Source organism: Streptomyces sp. NPDC059373 (assembly GCF_042751495.1).
Classification (GTDB): domain Bacteria; phylum Actinomycetota; class Actinomycetes; order Streptomycetales; family Streptomycetaceae; genus Actinacidiphila.
Genome location: NZ_JBHYXC010000001.1, coordinates 377,365 through 391,498 on the forward strand (window position 1 = coordinate 377,365; position 14,134 = coordinate 391,498).

Sequence of the window (14,134 nt, forward strand, 5' to 3'; positions counted from 1 at the left end):
ACAGTTTTCCGGCATCGGAGACGCTGCCCCGCGCACTGGGGGTGCGGCGGGGCAGCGTGTGCGGATCCTATGACGATTGAGTGTTCAAGGTGTGCGCTTTGCCCGGATCCGGGAGGTCGGCCCGGGACGTCGGATCCGGGGCCTCGTTGTCCGCGGCGACGGGCAGCGTGACCCGCACCGTCAGCCCCGCGCCCGGCGCGGTCTCGACCGCGACGGCGCCGTCGTGGGCGTGGATGACGGCTTCGACGATGGACATGCCCAGCCCGCTGCCGCCGGTGGCGCGGGCGCGGTCGGGGTCGGCGCGGAAGAAGCGGTCGAAGACGCGGGAGGCGTCCTCCTCGCGCATGCCGGGGCCGGTGTCGGTGATGCTGAGCACGGCGTCGCCCGACCGGCTCAGGAGACCGACCGTCACCGGGGATTCGGCGGGGGTGTGGACGCGTACGTTGCTGAGCAGATTGCCGACGACCTGACGCAGCTTGGCCTCGTCGCCGCGCACTTCGACCGGGCCGTCGCCCGCGCAGGTCACGCTGACCGGCCGCTGAGGCTGCTGTGCACGCAGGTCGGCGACCCCGTCGTGGACGAGTTCGCGGAGGTCCACGGCGCGCAGCCGCAGGGCGGGGCGGTGCTCGAGGCGGGCCAGGGAGAGGAGTTCGTCGACGAGCCGGCCCATGCGCTCGGACTCGGCGGAGACGCGCGTCAGGGCGCGCTCGCTCTCCTCGGCGTCGAGCATGCACTTCTGGTAGAGCTCCAGATAGCCGCGCACGGTGGCGAGCGGGGTGCGCAGTTCGTGGGAGGCGTCGGCGACGAACTGGCGGAGCCGGGCGGCGGCGTCCTCGCTGGTGAGGAGGGCCTGTTCGATCTGGTGGAGCATGGTGTTGAGGGCCACGCTGAGCTGGTCGACCTCGGCGCTGGCCTTGTCGGCCTCGGGGACGCGCCGGGACAGGTCGCCGCCGGCGATGGCGCTCGCGGTCTCGACCATCTGCTCCAGGGGCCGCAGCCGCCGCCGTACGCCCCGCAGGGATCCGAAGGCCAGCAGCCCGAGCAGGAGGATGCCGACCACCGCCTCGACGATGAAGAGGTGGAAGACCGCCCTGATCACGCCGTTGAGCCGCATGCCCTTGACGACCATGCTGCCGTCGTCGAGGCGGGCGATGGCGACCCGGTAGTAGTCGCTGCCGCTGCTCACCGTGACGGCGTCGCCGGAGGTGGCGACGGCGCCCGGGTTCGAGATGGCCCGGGTCAGCCGGGCGCGCTCCGCGGTGGCCGGCACGGCCTGGCCCAGGCAGGCGTCGAGGGTCCGGCCGTGCGGGTCGAGGATGACGAAGAGGTCCTGGTCGAAGGCCGTGATCGTGTCACGGTTCGTGCTGGAGTTATCCACCAGCCCGGCCGTCGTACACAGCCTCCGCAGGCTGCCGGCGGTGAGCGAGGTCCGCTCGAGGCCGGCCTGCGAGGCGTGCAGCGAGTCGTCGATCTCGCCGACCAGCAGGGTGTACATGCCGACCAGGCTCGCGATCCCGGCCAGTACCAGCCCGGCTGCCAGCAGGGCCACGTTGGCGAGGGTGATGCGCCCGCGCAGCGTCCGCGGATGCCACCGGCTCACGCCCGCACCGCCCGCAGTCCGTAGCCGATGCCGCGCTTGGTCTCGATCAGCGGCGGGCCGAGGTGGTCGAGTTTGCGCCGCAGGTAGCTGATGTACGTCTCCAGGACGGTCGACTCGACGTCGAAGTCGTAGCTCCACACGTCCTGCAGCAGTTGCTCCTTGGTGACGATCCGCCCGGCGTTGCGCAGCAGCTGCCGCAGCAGGTTGTACTCGGTCGGCGTGAGGTCGACCGGTTCGCCGCCGCGCCGGACGCTGTACGTGGCCTCGTCCATCTCCAGGTCGCCGTGCCGCAGCACGGGGTCGGGGACGATGTTCCGCCGGGTGCGGCGCAGCACGGCCTGGACGCGGGCCACCACCTCGTCGACGCCGAAGGGCTTGGTGATGTAGTCGTCGCCGCCGAGGGCGAGTCCGGCGACGACGTCGCGTGGGGCGTCCCGTGCGGTGACGAAGATCACGGCCAGCTCGTCGGGAAACGTACGTTCCGCTCGGAGGGTGCGGCAGACCTCCCAGCCGTTGCCGTCGGGCAGCATGACGTCGAGCAGCACCAGGTCGGGCCGGTGTTCGCGGGCGGCGGCCAGTGCCTCACGGCCGGTGGCGGCGGTGTGCACGGCGAATCCGTGGAACTTCAGGGTGATCCTGAGGATGTCCGCGATACTCGGCTCATCCTCGACGATCAGGACCGTGGCGCTCTCCATGGCTCCAGTATCGGCGTCACGGTCCCGGGCGCCGGTCGCCGGAACTTTGGAGTTCCTTGAGAGATCCCCGAGCCGCTTGGCGGAACCTTGTCCGCCCACGGAGGCTGATGTCATACCTCTGATACCGATGAAGGAGCTGTGGCCGTGGCCGCTTTGGCGCGATGGTGCTACCGGCACAAATGGATGGTGGTACTGCTCTGGGTGGTGGCCCTGGTGGGTGTCGGCGCCGCCAGCAACACCATGGGCAGCAATTACGCCAACGTCTTCCAGCTGCCCGGCACCGAGTCCGCCAAGGTGCTGAGTCTGATGGACAAGGCGTTCCCCAAGAGCTCCGGTGAGGCCGACAGTGTCGTCTGGCACACCGACAGCGGCTCGGTGAAGGACGCCGCGGTCAAGGCCGAGATGACGGCGACCCTGGCGAAGATCGCCAAGCTCCCGGACGTCGGCTCGGTCGCGAGCCCGTACGCGCCCACGGGCGCGGCCCAGATCAGCCAGGACGGCCGCACCGCGTACGCCACCGTCACCTGGAGCAAGCTCGGCAGCGAGCTGACCGTCGACCAGGTGAACACGTTCGTCGACACCGCGCAGGCGGCGGACACCAAGGGCCTCGATGTCGAACTCGGCGGCCAGGCGGTGCAGCAGGCGGAGCAGCCGCCGATGGGCCTGAGCGAGCTGGTGGGCATCGCCGCCGCCGCGATCGTGCTCTACCTGGCCTTCGGCTCGCTCTTCGGCATGCTGCTGCCGATCCTGACCGCGATCTTCGGCGTCGGCACGTCGGTGTCGGCGATCGCGCTGCTCAGCCATGGCATGGATCTGGCCGACCTCTCCCCGACGTTGGCGTCGCTGGTCGGCCTGGGCGTGGGCATCGACTACGCCCTGTTCATCGTCACCCGCCACCGCAAGGGCATCCTGCGTGGCCTGTCCCCGGAGGAGGCCGCCGTCAAGGCGGTCAACACCTCGGGGCGGGCGGTGCTGTTCGCGGGCGGCACGGTGTGCATAGCGCTGCTGGGCATGTACGCGGTCGGCCTGAGCTTCCTCAACGGTCTCGCGGTCTCCGCCGCGCTCACCGTCGTCCTCACCGTCGCGGCCTCCGTCACCCTGCTGCCCGCGATGCTCGGCGTCCTCGGCTCACGGGTGCTCAGCCGCCGCCAGCGGCGCCGGCTCGCCGAGCGCGGCCCGGAGAGCGAGGAGGCGACCGGCGCCGCCGCGCGTTGGTCCGGCTTCGTCCAGCGGCACCCGCGGGTGCTCGCGGTCGTCGCGGTCGCGGTGATGGCCGTGATCGCCATCCCGACGCTCTCGCTGCGCCTCGGCTCCTCCGACCAGGGCAACAACCAGTCGACGACGACCACCCGCAAGGCGTACGACATGCTGGCCGACGGCTTCGGCCCCGGCTTCAACGGCCCGCTGACGATCCTGGCCGAAGTCCCCGGCGGCACGGCCGATGTGAAGGCCCTGGACGGCCTGGTCGCCGACATCCGTACGCAGAAGGGCGTGGCGGCCGTCAACGCGGTGCCGGTCAAGCCGGGCGCCACGATCGCCGTGGTGCAGGTCGTGCCGACCACCTCACCGCAGGCCGTCCAGACGGACGACCTCATCGACCGCCTGCGCGGCGACGTGATCCCGGCCGCCGAAAAGGGCAGCACCATGCGGGCGTACGTCGGTGGGCAGACGGCGATCTTCAAGGACTTCGCCCACGTCATCACCGGCAAACTCCCGCTCTTCATCGGGGTGATCATCGCCCTGGGCTTCGTGCTGCTGCTGCTCGCCTTCCGTAGTCTCGTCGTCCCGCTCACCGCGGCGGCGATGAACCTGATCGCGGCGGCCGCCTCCTTCGGCCTCCTGGTCGCGGCCTTCCAGTGGGGCTGGGGCGGCGATCTGCTCAGCGCGGGCCGAGCCGGGCCGATCGACTCCTTCATCCCGGTGATCATGCTGTCGCTGCTCTTCGGGCTCTCGATGGACTATCAGGTCTTCCTGGTGAGCCGTATGCACGAGGAGTGGGTGCACACCCGGGACAACGCCCGCGCCGTGCGGGTGGGTCTGGCCGAGACCAGCCGGGTGATCAACTCGGCCGCCGTCATCATGATCTGCGTCTTCGGCGCCTTCGTCCTCATGGGCCAGCGCGCGACGGCCATGTTCGGCATCGGCCTGGCGGGCGCGGTCGCGCTCGACGCGTTCATCCTGCGTACGGTCCTGGTCCCGTCCCTGATGCACCTGTTCGGCGCCTCCAACTGGTGGCTGCCGGGCTGGCTCGACAAGCGACTGCCGCACCTGGCGGTCGAGCCTGCCGACGACGAGCCGGCGGAGCCGGCGAAGGAGCCCGTGCTGGCCCGCGACTAGCGGATTCCTCCCTCACCGGGAACTCCCTCTTCAAGCCCCCTGTTTCGCTCCTGAAGCAGGGGGCTTGAACGTGTTCAAAAACCGGTCTACAGTCAGTCCCGCAGTAGATTTTGAACACGTTCAACTTCGTCTACAGGGGTGGACCCATGGACCTCACGGTCGTCACATACGTCATCTACCTGGTCATCAGCGTCGCGCTGACCGTCTGGGTGGCCCGCACCCTCAGCCAGAGCGGCAAGGTCTTCCTCGCCGACGTCATGCACGGCAACGACAAGCTCGCCGACGCCGTCAACCACCTTCTGGTGGTCGGCTTCTACCTCGTCAACCTCGGCTTCGTCGCGCTCTACCTGAAGTCGGCGGACGTGGTCGAGGACTCGCGCGGCCTCTTCGAGGAGCTGTCGGTCAAGATCGGCGTCGTCCTGCTCGTCCTCGGCGGGATGCACCTCGCCAACGTCTACGTCCTCAACAAGATCCGCCGCCGGGGCGTCATGGAGCGCGAGCAGATCCCGCCGGTCGCGCCGCAGGGCTGGACCCCGCCGGCGCAGCCCGCCCGATGACCACGGCCGCGTCGGTCAACCGGCTGACCGTGCTGTACGACGAGAACTGCTCGCTCTGCTCCTTCGTACGGGGCTGGCTCATCCGGCAGCCTCAACTGGTCCCCCTCGACCTGGTCCCGGCCGGGTCCGAGGAGGCCCGGCGCAGGTTCCCGAGCCTGGACCACGCGGCGACGCGGGCCGAGATCACGGTGGTCGGCGACGCGGGGCACGTCTACTGGGGCGAGGCGGCCTGGCTGGTCTGCCTGTGGGCGCTGGCCGAATACCGGCCCATGGCGCACCGGCTCAGCACCAAGGCGGGCGCCCCGCTCGCCCGGGCGGCGGTGCTGGTGGCGGCGAAGTACCGGCAGGCGCAGTGGGGGCCGCAGGCCTGCGCCAACAGCTGCGAAACGCCCCGTTAGGCTCACGACGTGGAAGACGCGACTCCGGCCAAGAAGAGCGAGCAGACCCGGACCCTCATTCTGGAGACCGCGATGCGGCTCTTCGAGGAGCGGGGCTACGACAGGACGACGATGCGCGCCATCGCCAAGGAGGCCGGGGTCTCGGTCGGCAACGCGTACTACTACTTCGACAGCAAGGAACACCTCGTCCAGGGCTTCTACGACCGTCTCGCCGCCGAGCACCGGGCGGCGGTCCGCGAGGTCCTGGACAGCGGCGAACGCGATCTGGCCGCCCGGCTGCTCGGGGTGATGAACGCCTGGCTCGAGGTGTCGGAGCCGTACCACCGCTTCGCCGTCCAGTTCTTCAAGAACGCGGCCGACCCCGAGAGCCCGCTCAGCCCCTTCTCACCCGACTCGCACCGGGCCCGGGACGCCGCCATCGCCGTCCACCAGGAGGTGCTGACCGGCTCCGGCGTCAAGGTCGACGCCGAACTCGCGGAGATCCTCCCCGAGTTGATGTGGCTGTACCAGATGGGCGTGGTGCTCTTCTGGGTCTACGACCGCTCCCCCGACTCCGAGCGCACCCGCCGCCTCGTCGCCCGCACCGCCCCGCTCGTCGCCCGGCTGACCGCACTGTCCCGCTACCGGATCCTGCGGCCCGTCGCCCGCGAGATCAGGGGCGCGCTCGCGGAGTTCCTCCACTTCCCGGATCAGTCCTCCGCCTCCGGGGACAGCAGCGGCAGCACCAGCACCGGGTGAACCGACCAGGAGCGGCGGCCCAGCTCGGTGTCCACGCCGAAGGCGTAGCTCTGCCCGGCCCGTAACCGCCGCAGTGTCTCCTCGAGGCCGGACGCGTCAGCCAGCCAGTGCCACGCCGCCATGAACGGCTCGTGTTCGGCTCCGCCGCTCGCGAAGCTCCGTACGCACGCGCGCATCCAGTCCATGGCCTGCGCCGCCGTCGCCACGACGCAGCGCTCCGGCGGATGACCGGGGGCTCCGGGGTCGCGCCGTCCGCCGGCGTGGCACCAGTAGCCCTCGGTGGTCCGTATCCGCGTCGTCACGATCTTTCAGCGCGGCGGGCCCCCGGGATGTCACACCCCCGGTCCGCGGGGAGCGGTTTCCGGTCAGGTTTTGAGCGACCCGAGGGTGACGATCGTGATGTCCGAGGGCGCCCCCACCCGGACCGGCGGTCCCCAGGCGCCCGCGCCCCGGGTCACGTAGAGCTGGGTGTCGCCGTAGCGCTCCAGGCCCGCGACGGTCGGATTGGCCAGCGCGGCAACGTAGTTGCCGGGCCAGAGCTGGCCGCCGTGGGTGTGCCCGGACAGCTGGAGGTCCACCCCGTGCTTGACCGCCTCGTGGATCATCACCGGCTGATGGGCGAGCAGCACGGCGGCACGGGTGCGGTCCCGGTCGTCCAGCGCCTTGCCGTAGTCGGGGGCTTCGCCGTGGCTCGCGCCGCTGATGTCGTTGACCCCGGCGAGGTCGAAGCCCGCGCCGATCTCGACCCGGGCGTTCTCCAGGGGGTGCACGCCCAGTTCGCGTACGAAGTCCACCCACTGGTCGGCGCCCGAGAAGTACTCGTGGTTTCCGGTGACGAAGTACGAGCCGTCGCGCGCCCTGAGCTGCGCCAGCGGCTCCGCCGCCGGGCCGAGTTCCGGCACGCTGCCGTCCACCAGGTCGCCGACGATCGCCACCAGGTCGGGGCGGGCGCCGTTGATCGTGTCCACGATCCGCTGGGTGTGCGCCCGGCCCAGGATCGGGCCCAGGTGGATGTCGCTCACCACCGCGATCCGGTAACCGTCGGCCTTGGCGGGCAGCTTCGCCAGCGGCACGGACACGTACTTCAGGCGCGGTCCGCGCAGCACGCCGTACGTCCCGTAGCCCACGGTCGCCGTCGCGGCTGCGGCGGCGCCGATCGCCACCGTACGGGCGACGAAGAGCCGGCGGCTCGGCTCGGCCGAGGGCTCCGGTGTGGGCTCCGGTTCCTTCGTCGGCAAGGCCCGGCGCAGCAGCGGCCGTACGGCCTCGCCCACCACCAGAGCCAGGATCAGATAGAGCAGCACCGCCAGCCACAGATACCCCGGCCAGGCCAGCCACCGCTCCTGCGCCAGCGGCAGCAACCGCCCGCCGAGCAGCGCGCCCAGGCTCAGCAGCGGCAGGACGACGGCGAGCACCGTCCCCGCACGCCGCCACCGGCCGCGCGGCACTGACACGTCACGGACCAGCCGCTTCCATACGTACCAGTGCGCACCACCGAAGGCCGCGAGGACGACCGGGATGATCGCGAAGATCACGCCGCCTCGCTACGCAGCGCCCTCAGGCCGCGCAGCCCGAGCACGCCGATCGCGGTGCCCAGGAGGAAGGAGACGATGGCGAGGGTGAGATGGATCCAGAAGTACGCGGTCGGCGAGCCGTGGTCGCCGTGCGCGAAGGCCAGCCCGCTCGTGTCCTTCCACAGGTTCTTGACGAACGTCGTCCATACCACCCAGCTCCACACGCCGAAGGCGACGAGGAACCAGGACACGCGGCGGCTGAGCTTCATGCCTCCAGTATGAGCAGGCCTGTCATCGCGACTGCCGCTGGGGGCGGATGGTTGCGTTCCGGGGGCGTGGGACTGCTCACGGCCAAGATCCGCCCCTATAGCTGCCGGATTCTCAGCTGGGCCCTGTACGTTCTCCCCCGTGCCCATGCCTTTTCGCGCCGCGCGCCGCCCTGCCCTGGCCCTGTCCGCCCTCGCGCTCACCTGCGGGACCGCTGTGGCCACCGCCCCCGGCGCGTACGCGAAAAGCAGCCCGTCCGCGACGCCGACTCCCCCGGCCTCCATGTCGACCATCGGCGGCGACGCGCTCGGCAGACCCGGCACCCAGGCCACCCTCCAGCCCGGCGCCCCGGCCCTGCCGAAGAAGATCACGGCCCGGTCGTGGATCATCTCCGACGCCGAGAGCGGCGAGGTGCTCGCCTCGCACAACGCCCACTGGAAGCTCGCCCCGGCCAGCACCCTCAAGATGCTCTTCGCGGACACCGTCCTGCCGAAGTTCGCCAAGACGCAGACCCACAAGGTCGTCACCTCCGACTTCGACGGCATAGGAGAGGGCAGCAGCCTCGTCGGCATCAAGGAAGGCCTGACCTACACCGTCAAGGACCTCTGGCTCGGCGTCTTCCTCCGCTCCGGCAACGACGCCGTCCACGTCCTGTCCGCCATGAACGGCGGCGTCGACGAGACCGTCCAGGAGATGCAGCGCAAGGCCGAGGACCTCCAGGCGAACGACACCACGGTCATCTCCCCCGACGGCTACGACATGCCGGGCCAGCAGTCGTCCGCGTACGACCTGTCCCTCTTCGCCCGCGAGGGCCTGCAGAACGCCGACTTCCGCGAGTACTGCTCCACCGTCCGGACCCAGTTCCCCGGCGACTGGAACAAGGCCAAGAAGGGGAAGAAGAAGACCCGGTCGACCTTCGAGATACAGAACACCGACCGCCTCCTCGTCGGCGACTACTCCCTGAGCCCCTACAAGGGCCTCGCCGGCGTCAAGAACGGCTACACCACCAACGCCGGCAACACCTTCACCGGCGTCGCCCAGCGCGGTGACCGGACCCTCCTGGTCACCGTCATGCATCCGGCCTCCGGCCACGACATGGTCTACGACGAGGCCGCCCAGCTCCTCGACTGGGGCTTCAAGGCCTCCGCCTCCGGCAAGGTCACCCCCGTCGGCACCCTCGTCGCCCCCAAGTCCGCCCAGGCCGCCGCCTCCGCGTCCGCATCCCCCTCGGCCTCCCCCGGCGACCCCGCCTCGGCCACCTCCGTCTCCGCCGACTCCACCACCGGCGGCATGTGGACGGCCCTGGCCATCGCCTTCGGCTCCATGGCCGTCGTCGCCGCCATCGGCTTCCTCGTACGGAGGCGCTGGCCCCTGCCCGGAGGCCGCGCCCGCTGACGGACAACGGCTCGCCCTCACCCGGAGAAGCCGTCTCCTCCACGTCAGCGTGCTCGGGCTGATCACCGCCCGGACGCAGTGACCGGCGGCGGGGCGGACGCCGCCTTCGCGCGCAGGCGGCGGCGCTCGCGCGTCTGCTCGTACGCCTGGATGCCTCCGATGTGCTGGGTGGCCGTCCAGGAGGCGCAGTACAGGAGCAGCTTGGCGATGAAGTTGATCCACAGGAGCAGGGCGACAGGGACGCCGAAGGCGCCGTACATGCTCTTGGTGGCGACGCCCTGCATGTAGCCGCTGAGCAGGATCTTGAGGAGCTCGAAGCCGACGGCGCCGATGAGGCCGGCGATGAGGACGGCGCGGCGGGCCGGGGTGACGCGGGGCAGCCAGGTGAGGAGGTAGGTGATGAGGACGAAGTCGACCACGACGGCGATGCAGAAACCGACGGCGGCGAGCAGGACGCTCCCGGGGCCGTGGTCGGAGAGGCCGAGGTGGCGGGCGGCCCAGCCGACCGCCGAGGTGGCGAAGGCCGAGCAGGCGGCGGAGACCAGGGCGACGGCGCCGAGGCCGATGAGCACGCCCATGTCGGCGAGCTTCTGGACGAAGGGGTTGGCAGGCTCGTTGTCCTTGGCCCAGACGGCGCGGAGGCAGTCGCGCAGGGAGCCGACCCAGCCGATGCCGGTCACGAGCAGCAGGACGCCGGCGATGAGGCCGACCGTGCCGGCGTTGGCTACCAGGCCGTTGATGTCGAGCTGGTCGGCGATGCCGGGGACCTGCTCGCTGAGCTTGGACTCCAGCTGCTTCAGCTGCCCGGGGGTCAGCAGGGCCGCGCCGACCGCCGCGCCCACGGTGAGCAGCGGGAAGAGCGCGACGAAGCTGGTGAAGGTGATGGCGGCGGCGAGCCGGGTCCAGTGCACGCTGTCCAGGTGCTCGTACGCGCGCCAGGCGTGGGTCCGCATGAGCCTCGTCGCCCAGGGCCCGATCACCGGGAGCCGTGTCAGCCAGTCCATAGATCGCGCCTACCCTCTGTCACGACGTGCACTCCAGAGGCGGAGGCGGTCCGGAACCGGTTGCCCCGGCGGCTCAGCCGGGTGGCGCCCCCGCCGCGTCCATGGCGGCCGCGCCCTGCTGGTGCGGCACGACCGGGCGCGGCCCGGCGGCGGGGCCGGCCGAGCCGAAGGGGTACTCGCACACCTTGCGCCACACGCCGGCGTCGTCCTGCTCGTAGAGGGCGAAGCCGTTCGCGCTCCAGGCGGCGGTGAAGTCGGCGAGCTCCAGCTGCGCCCGGTCCATCGCCTCCTCGGAGATGCCGTGGGCGACGGTGACGTGCGGGTGGTACGGGAACTGCAGCTCGCGCCGGAGCGGCCCGGAGCGGACCTGCTCCTGGAGCTCGGCGCATTCGCGTACGCCGTCGGCCAGCTCCACGTACACGACCGGCGACAGCGGCCGGAAGGTGGCGGTGCCGGCGAGACGCATCCGGAAGTCGCGGCCCGCGGCGGCGACGGCCGCCAGGTGCTCGCGGACAACCGGCACCCGTTCGGACGCAACCTCGGTGGGGGGCAGAAGCGTCACATGGGTGGGGATGCAGTGCGCCAGCGGATCGCCGAAGCCGGCGCGCCGCTGCTGGAGCAGGCTGCCATAGGGCTCCGGGACCGCGATCGACACACCGATCGTGCGGTACCCCACGCGTTCACCCCTTCCCTAGGTCGTCGCGGATGCCAGCTGCAAGTGTGACCCCGGCACAGGCCGATGGGCGAGCGTCGTACGTCACACGCGCGCGGGACGTAAGTCCTGTCCGGCCCGGCTCGGGCTCGGCTCGGTCCTCGAGCCGGTCCTCGGGTCAGTGCTTGGCGGGCAGGAAGCCGACCGCGTCATAGGCCTTGGCCAGCGTCTCGGCTGCCACCGCGCGGGCCTTCTCCGCGCCCTTCGCCAGGACCGAGTCCAACGTCTCCGGGTCGCCCAGGTATTCCTGGGTGCGCTCGCGGAAGGGTGTGACCCACTCCACGTACACCTCCGCAAGGTCGGTCTTCAGCGCACCGTAGCCCTTGCCCTCGTACTTCTGCTCCAGTTCCGGGATTCCGGTACCGGTGAGGGTGGCGTAGATCGTCAGCAGGTTGCTGATGCCGGGCTTGTTCTGCTCGTCGAAGCGGACCACGGTCTCGGTGTCGGTGACCGCGCTCCTGATCTTCTTCGCGGAGGCCTTCGGCTCGTCGAGCAGGTTGATCAGGCCCTTGGGCGAGAGCGCCGACTTGCTCATCTTGGCGGTCGGGTCCTGCAGGTCGTAGATCTTCGCCGTCTCCTTGACGATGTACGGAGCCGGCACGGTGAAGGTCTCGCGGAAGCGGGTGTTGAAGCGCTCGGCGAGGTCGCGGGTCAGCTCGATGTGCTGGCGCTGGTCCTCGCCGACGGGCACGGCGTTCGCCTGGTAGAGCAGGATGTCGGCGACCTGGAGGATCGGATACGTGAACAGGCCGACCGTCGACCGGTCCGCGCCCTGCTTCGACGACTTGTCCTTGAACTGCGTCATCCGGGAGGCCTCGCCGAAGCCGGTGAGGCAGTTCATCACCCAGCCGAGCTGGGCGTGCTCGGGGACGTGGCTCTGCACGAACAGCGTGCAGCGGTCCGGGTCGAGCCCGGCGGCGAGCAGCTGGGCGGCGGCGAGCCGGGTGTTGGCGCGCAGCTCGGCGGGGTCCTGCGGGACGGTGATCGCGTGCAGGTCCACGACCATGTAGAACGCGTCGTGGGTCTCCTGGAGCGCCACCCACTGTCGGACCGCGCCCAGGTAGTTCCCCAGGTGGAACGAACCTGCGGTGGGCTGGATGCCGGAGAGCACACGGGGTCGATCGAAGGCCATGGCATTTATTCTCTCAGGTCCCGGGTCCTGCTCCGGCATCCTCCGCGTACGACGCGTACGACGCGTCAGCTCAGGTCGATCCCCGGGTAGAGCGGGAAGCCGGCCAGCAGGTCGGCGGCGCGCTTGGCGACCTGCTCGGCGACGGCGGCGTCCAGGGTGTGCTGGGCCTTGGAGGGCTTGCCGCTGGCGGCCGTGGCGGGCTCGGCGTTCTGCAGGACCGTGTCGATCAGCCCGGCGATCTCGTCCATCTCCGCCACGCCGAGGCCGCGCGTGGTGAGCGCGGGCGTGCCGAGGCGGATGCCGGAGGTGTACCAGGCGCCGTTGGGGTCGTGGGGGACGGAGTTGCGGTTGGTGACGATCCCCGAGTCCAGCAGCGCGGTCTCGGCCTGGCGGCCGGTGAGGCCGTACGACTGGACGTCGGCGAGTACGAGGTGGTTGTCGGTGCCGCTGGTGACCAGCGTGGTGCCGCGACGCAGCAGGCCCTCGGCGAGCGCGGCGGCGTTGTCGACGATCCGCTGGGCGTAGTCCTGGAAGTCCGGCTGCCGCGCCTCGGCGAGCGCCACGGCCTTGGCGGCCATGACATGCGGGAGCGGGCCGCCCAACACCATCGGGCAGCCCCGGTCGACGTGCTCGGCCAGCTCCTCCTGGCACAGCACGAGGCCACCGCGCGGGCCGCGCAGCGACTTGTGGGTGGTGCTGGTGACGATCTGCGCGTGCGGTACGGGATCGAAGTCGCCGGTGAGGACCTTGCCGGCGACCAGGCCCGCGAAGTGCGCCATGTCGACCATGAGGGTCGCGCCGACCTCGTCGGCGATCTCGCGCATGATGCGGAAGTTGACCAGGCGGGGGTAGGCGGAGTAGCCGGCCACGATGATGAGCGGGCGGAACTCGCGGGCGGTCTCGCGCAGCGCGTCGTAGTCCAGCAGCCCGGTCACCGGGTCCGTGCCGTAGCTGCGCTGGTCGAACATCTTGCCCGAGATGTTGGGCCGGAAGCCGTGGGTGAGGTGGCCGCCCGCGTCCAGCGACATGCCCAGCATGCGCTGGTTGTTGAACTCGGCCCGCAGCGTGGCCCAGTCCTGCTCGGTCAGGTCGTTGACCTGCCGCACCTCGGCGCGCTTGAGCGCGGGGCTCTCGACCCGCTGGGACAGCACGGCCCAGAAGGCGACCAGGTTGGCGTCGATGCCCGAGTGCGGCTGTACGTAGGCGTGCTCGGCGCCGAAGAGGGCGCGGGCGTGTTCGGCGGCGAGCGCTTCGACGGTGTCGACGTTGCGGCACCCGGCGTAGAAGCGGCGGCCGATGGTGCCCTCGGCGTACTTGTCGCTGAACCAGTTGCCCATCGCGAGCAGGGTCGCCGGGGAGGCGTAGTTCTCGCTGGCGATCAGCTTGAGCGAGGCACGCTGGTCCTCGAGCTCTTGGCCGATGGCGTCCGCGACGCGCGGCTCGACGGCACGGATGACGTCCAGGGCGTTGCGGTAGGCGACGGTCTCGCGGGTGGGCGTCGTCGCGTTCGGGTCGTTGGGGACGTTCGGGTTCGCGGGCATGGGGCCTCCTCGACGGCAGCGGGACGGCCCAGGCGCACGGCTCTGTGTACTGAGCCGCTCCCCGATGGTTGTCCCCATCCCAGCGCGCCAGTCACGGCTCAGGAGAAGTTTATCAAGCGGGGTTCACCGGAAGGTTTCGTCACATTCCGGGTGAGCGACGATAGAAATGACTCCTTGCGTACCGCGAACGGAGAAAACGACGTGACCGACGTGACCGAGGTGCCCGGCGTGCCTGGCGTGACCG

At 70.7% G+C, this 14,134-nt stretch carries 14 protein-coding genes and 1 riboswitch; of the genes, 5 read left to right on the forward strand and 9 right to left on the reverse strand.

What is annotated here, in order from left to right; translation table 11 throughout:
• Nucleotides 1-67: 67 nt before the first annotated feature.
• Nucleotides 68-1,600, reverse strand: a complete 1,533-nt coding sequence (locus ACFXJ5_RS01725; RefSeq protein ID WP_384625380.1) for a sensor histidine kinase — start codon at nucleotides 1,598-1,600, stop codon at nucleotides 68-70.
• Nucleotides 1,597-2,295 carry a response regulator transcription factor gene (locus ACFXJ5_RS01730; protein WP_384625382.1) on the reverse strand — a complete coding sequence of 233 codons (699 nt, stop codon included), beginning with the start codon at nucleotides 2,293-2,295 and terminating at the stop codon, nucleotides 1,597-1,599. Before ACFXJ5_RS01730 ends, ACFXJ5_RS01725 begins: the two co-directional genes overlap by 4 nt.
• A 144-nt stretch (nucleotides 2,296-2,439) precedes the next feature.
• Between ACFXJ5_RS01730 and ACFXJ5_RS01735 the strand changes: the two genes are divergently transcribed.
• The 4 genes from ACFXJ5_RS01735 to ACFXJ5_RS01750 all read left to right on the forward strand — a co-directional run bounded on the left by ACFXJ5_RS01735 (nucleotide 2,440) and on the right by ACFXJ5_RS01750 (nucleotide 6,325).
• Nucleotides 2,440-4,632, forward strand: coding sequence for an MMPL family transporter (locus tag ACFXJ5_RS01735; RefSeq protein ID WP_384625385.1), 2,193 nt, complete (start codon nucleotides 2,440-2,442; stop codon nucleotides 4,630-4,632).
• Between the two features lie 146 nt (nucleotides 4,633-4,778).
• Entirely contained in the window at nucleotides 4,779-5,189 is a 411-nt protein-coding gene (locus ACFXJ5_RS01740) for a hypothetical protein (protein WP_384625387.1), read from the forward strand.
• Entirely contained in the window at nucleotides 5,186-5,587 is a 402-nt protein-coding gene (locus tag ACFXJ5_RS01745) for a thiol-disulfide oxidoreductase DCC family protein (RefSeq protein ID WP_384625390.1), read from the forward strand. Before ACFXJ5_RS01740 ends, ACFXJ5_RS01745 begins: the two co-directional genes overlap by 4 nt.
• Before the next feature lie 72 nt (nucleotides 5,588-5,659).
• Nucleotides 5,660-6,325 carry a TetR/AcrR family transcriptional regulator gene (locus ACFXJ5_RS01750; RefSeq protein WP_384626532.1) on the forward strand — a complete coding sequence of 222 codons (666 nt, stop codon included), beginning with the start codon at nucleotides 5,660-5,662 and terminating at the stop codon, nucleotides 6,323-6,325.
• Here ACFXJ5_RS01750 and ACFXJ5_RS01755 read toward each other — a convergent pair.
• From ACFXJ5_RS01755 to ACFXJ5_RS01765, 3 genes are all read right to left on the reverse strand, one after another.
• Nucleotides 6,277-6,627, reverse strand: coding sequence for a hypothetical protein (locus tag ACFXJ5_RS01755; RefSeq protein ID WP_384625393.1), 351 nt, complete (start codon nucleotides 6,625-6,627; stop codon nucleotides 6,277-6,279). The two genes, ACFXJ5_RS01750 and ACFXJ5_RS01755, sit on opposite strands and share 49 nt — an antisense overlap.
• 63 nt (nucleotides 6,628-6,690) lie before the next feature.
• Nucleotides 6,691-7,860 (reverse strand): metallophosphoesterase, encoded by a 1,170-nt coding sequence (locus ACFXJ5_RS01760; RefSeq protein WP_384625395.1) that lies wholly within the window; start codon nucleotides 7,858-7,860, stop codon nucleotides 6,691-6,693.
• Nucleotides 7,857-8,108, reverse strand: coding sequence for an SCO4848 family membrane protein (locus tag ACFXJ5_RS01765; RefSeq protein WP_240677548.1), 252 nt, complete (start codon nucleotides 8,106-8,108; stop codon nucleotides 7,857-7,859). The genes ACFXJ5_RS01760 and ACFXJ5_RS01765 overlap by 4 nt, the downstream gene beginning before the upstream one ends.
• 145 nt (nucleotides 8,109-8,253) lie before the next feature.
• On the opposite strand from ACFXJ5_RS01765, the gene ACFXJ5_RS01770 reads away from it, so the two are divergent.
• Nucleotides 8,254-9,501, forward strand: coding sequence for a D-alanyl-D-alanine carboxypeptidase family protein (locus ACFXJ5_RS01770; RefSeq protein ID WP_384626534.1), 1,248 nt, complete (start codon nucleotides 8,254-8,256; stop codon nucleotides 9,499-9,501).
• Nucleotides 9,502-9,563: 62 nt separating this feature from the next.
• Here ACFXJ5_RS01770 and ACFXJ5_RS01775 read toward each other — a convergent pair whose 3' ends face one another.
• The 4 genes from ACFXJ5_RS01775 to ACFXJ5_RS01790 form a co-directional block, all read right to left on the reverse strand.
• Nucleotides 9,564-10,505: a YihY/virulence factor BrkB family protein gene (locus ACFXJ5_RS01775; protein WP_384625399.1), complete on the reverse strand. Its 942-nt coding sequence runs from the start codon at nucleotides 10,503-10,505 to the stop codon at nucleotides 9,564-9,566.
• Nucleotides 10,506-10,578: 73 nt separating this feature from the next.
• The gene (locus ACFXJ5_RS01780; protein ID WP_384625400.1) at nucleotides 10,579-11,181 is read right to left on the reverse strand and encodes a 2'-5' RNA ligase family protein; all 603 of its coding nucleotides are present in this window, start codon (nucleotides 11,179-11,181) and stop codon (nucleotides 10,579-10,581) included.
• A gap of 154 nt (nucleotides 11,182-11,335) precedes the next feature.
• Nucleotides 11,336-12,349 (reverse strand): tryptophan--tRNA ligase, encoded by a 1,014-nt coding sequence (gene trpS, locus ACFXJ5_RS01785; protein WP_384625403.1) that lies wholly within the window; start codon nucleotides 12,347-12,349, stop codon nucleotides 11,336-11,338.
• A 65-nt stretch (nucleotides 12,350-12,414) separates the two neighbouring features.
• On the reverse strand, nucleotides 12,415-13,890 hold the full coding sequence (locus ACFXJ5_RS01790; protein ID WP_384625406.1) for a glycine hydroxymethyltransferase: 1,476 nt from the start codon (nucleotides 13,888-13,890) through the stop codon (nucleotides 12,415-12,417).
• Between the two features lie 19 nt (nucleotides 13,891-13,909).
• Nucleotides 13,910-13,995, reverse strand: a riboswitch (ZMP/ZTP riboswitch).
• Nucleotides 13,996-14,134: the final 139 nt, after the last annotated feature.

Excerpts from the sequence above, each read along its gene's own strand:
- ACFXJ5_RS01730 (WP_384625382.1), bottom strand. The coding sequence starts at position 2,295 with ATGGAGAGCGCCACGGTCCTGATCGTCGAGGATGAGCCGAGTATCGCG.
- ACFXJ5_RS01740 (WP_384625387.1), top strand. The coding sequence starts at position 4,779 with ATGGACCTCACGGTCGTCACATACGTCATCTACCTGGTCATCAGCGTC.
- ACFXJ5_RS01745 (WP_384625390.1), top strand. The coding sequence starts at position 5,186 with ATGACCACGGCCGCGTCGGTCAACCGGCTGACCGTGCTGTACGACGAG.
- ACFXJ5_RS01750 (WP_384626532.1), top strand. The coding sequence starts at position 5,660 with ATGCGGCTCTTCGAGGAGCGGGGCTACGACAGGACGACGATGCGCGCC.
- ACFXJ5_RS01765 (WP_240677548.1), bottom strand. The coding sequence starts at position 8,108 with ATGAAGCTCAGCCGCCGCGTGTCCTGGTTCCTCGTCGCCTTCGGCGTG.
- ACFXJ5_RS01770 (WP_384626534.1), top strand. The coding sequence starts at position 8,254 with ATGCCTTTTCGCGCCGCGCGCCGCCCTGCCCTGGCCCTGTCCGCCCTC.
- ACFXJ5_RS01775 (WP_384625399.1), bottom strand. The coding sequence starts at position 10,505 with ATGGACTGGCTGACACGGCTCCCGGTGATCGGGCCCTGGGCGACGAGG.
- trpS (WP_384625403.1), bottom strand. The coding sequence starts at position 12,349 with ATGGCCTTCGATCGACCCCGTGTGCTCTCCGGCATCCAGCCCACCGCA.
- ACFXJ5_RS01790 (WP_384625406.1), bottom strand. The coding sequence starts at position 13,890 with ATGCCCGCGAACCCGAACGTCCCCAACGACCCGAACGCGACGACGCCC.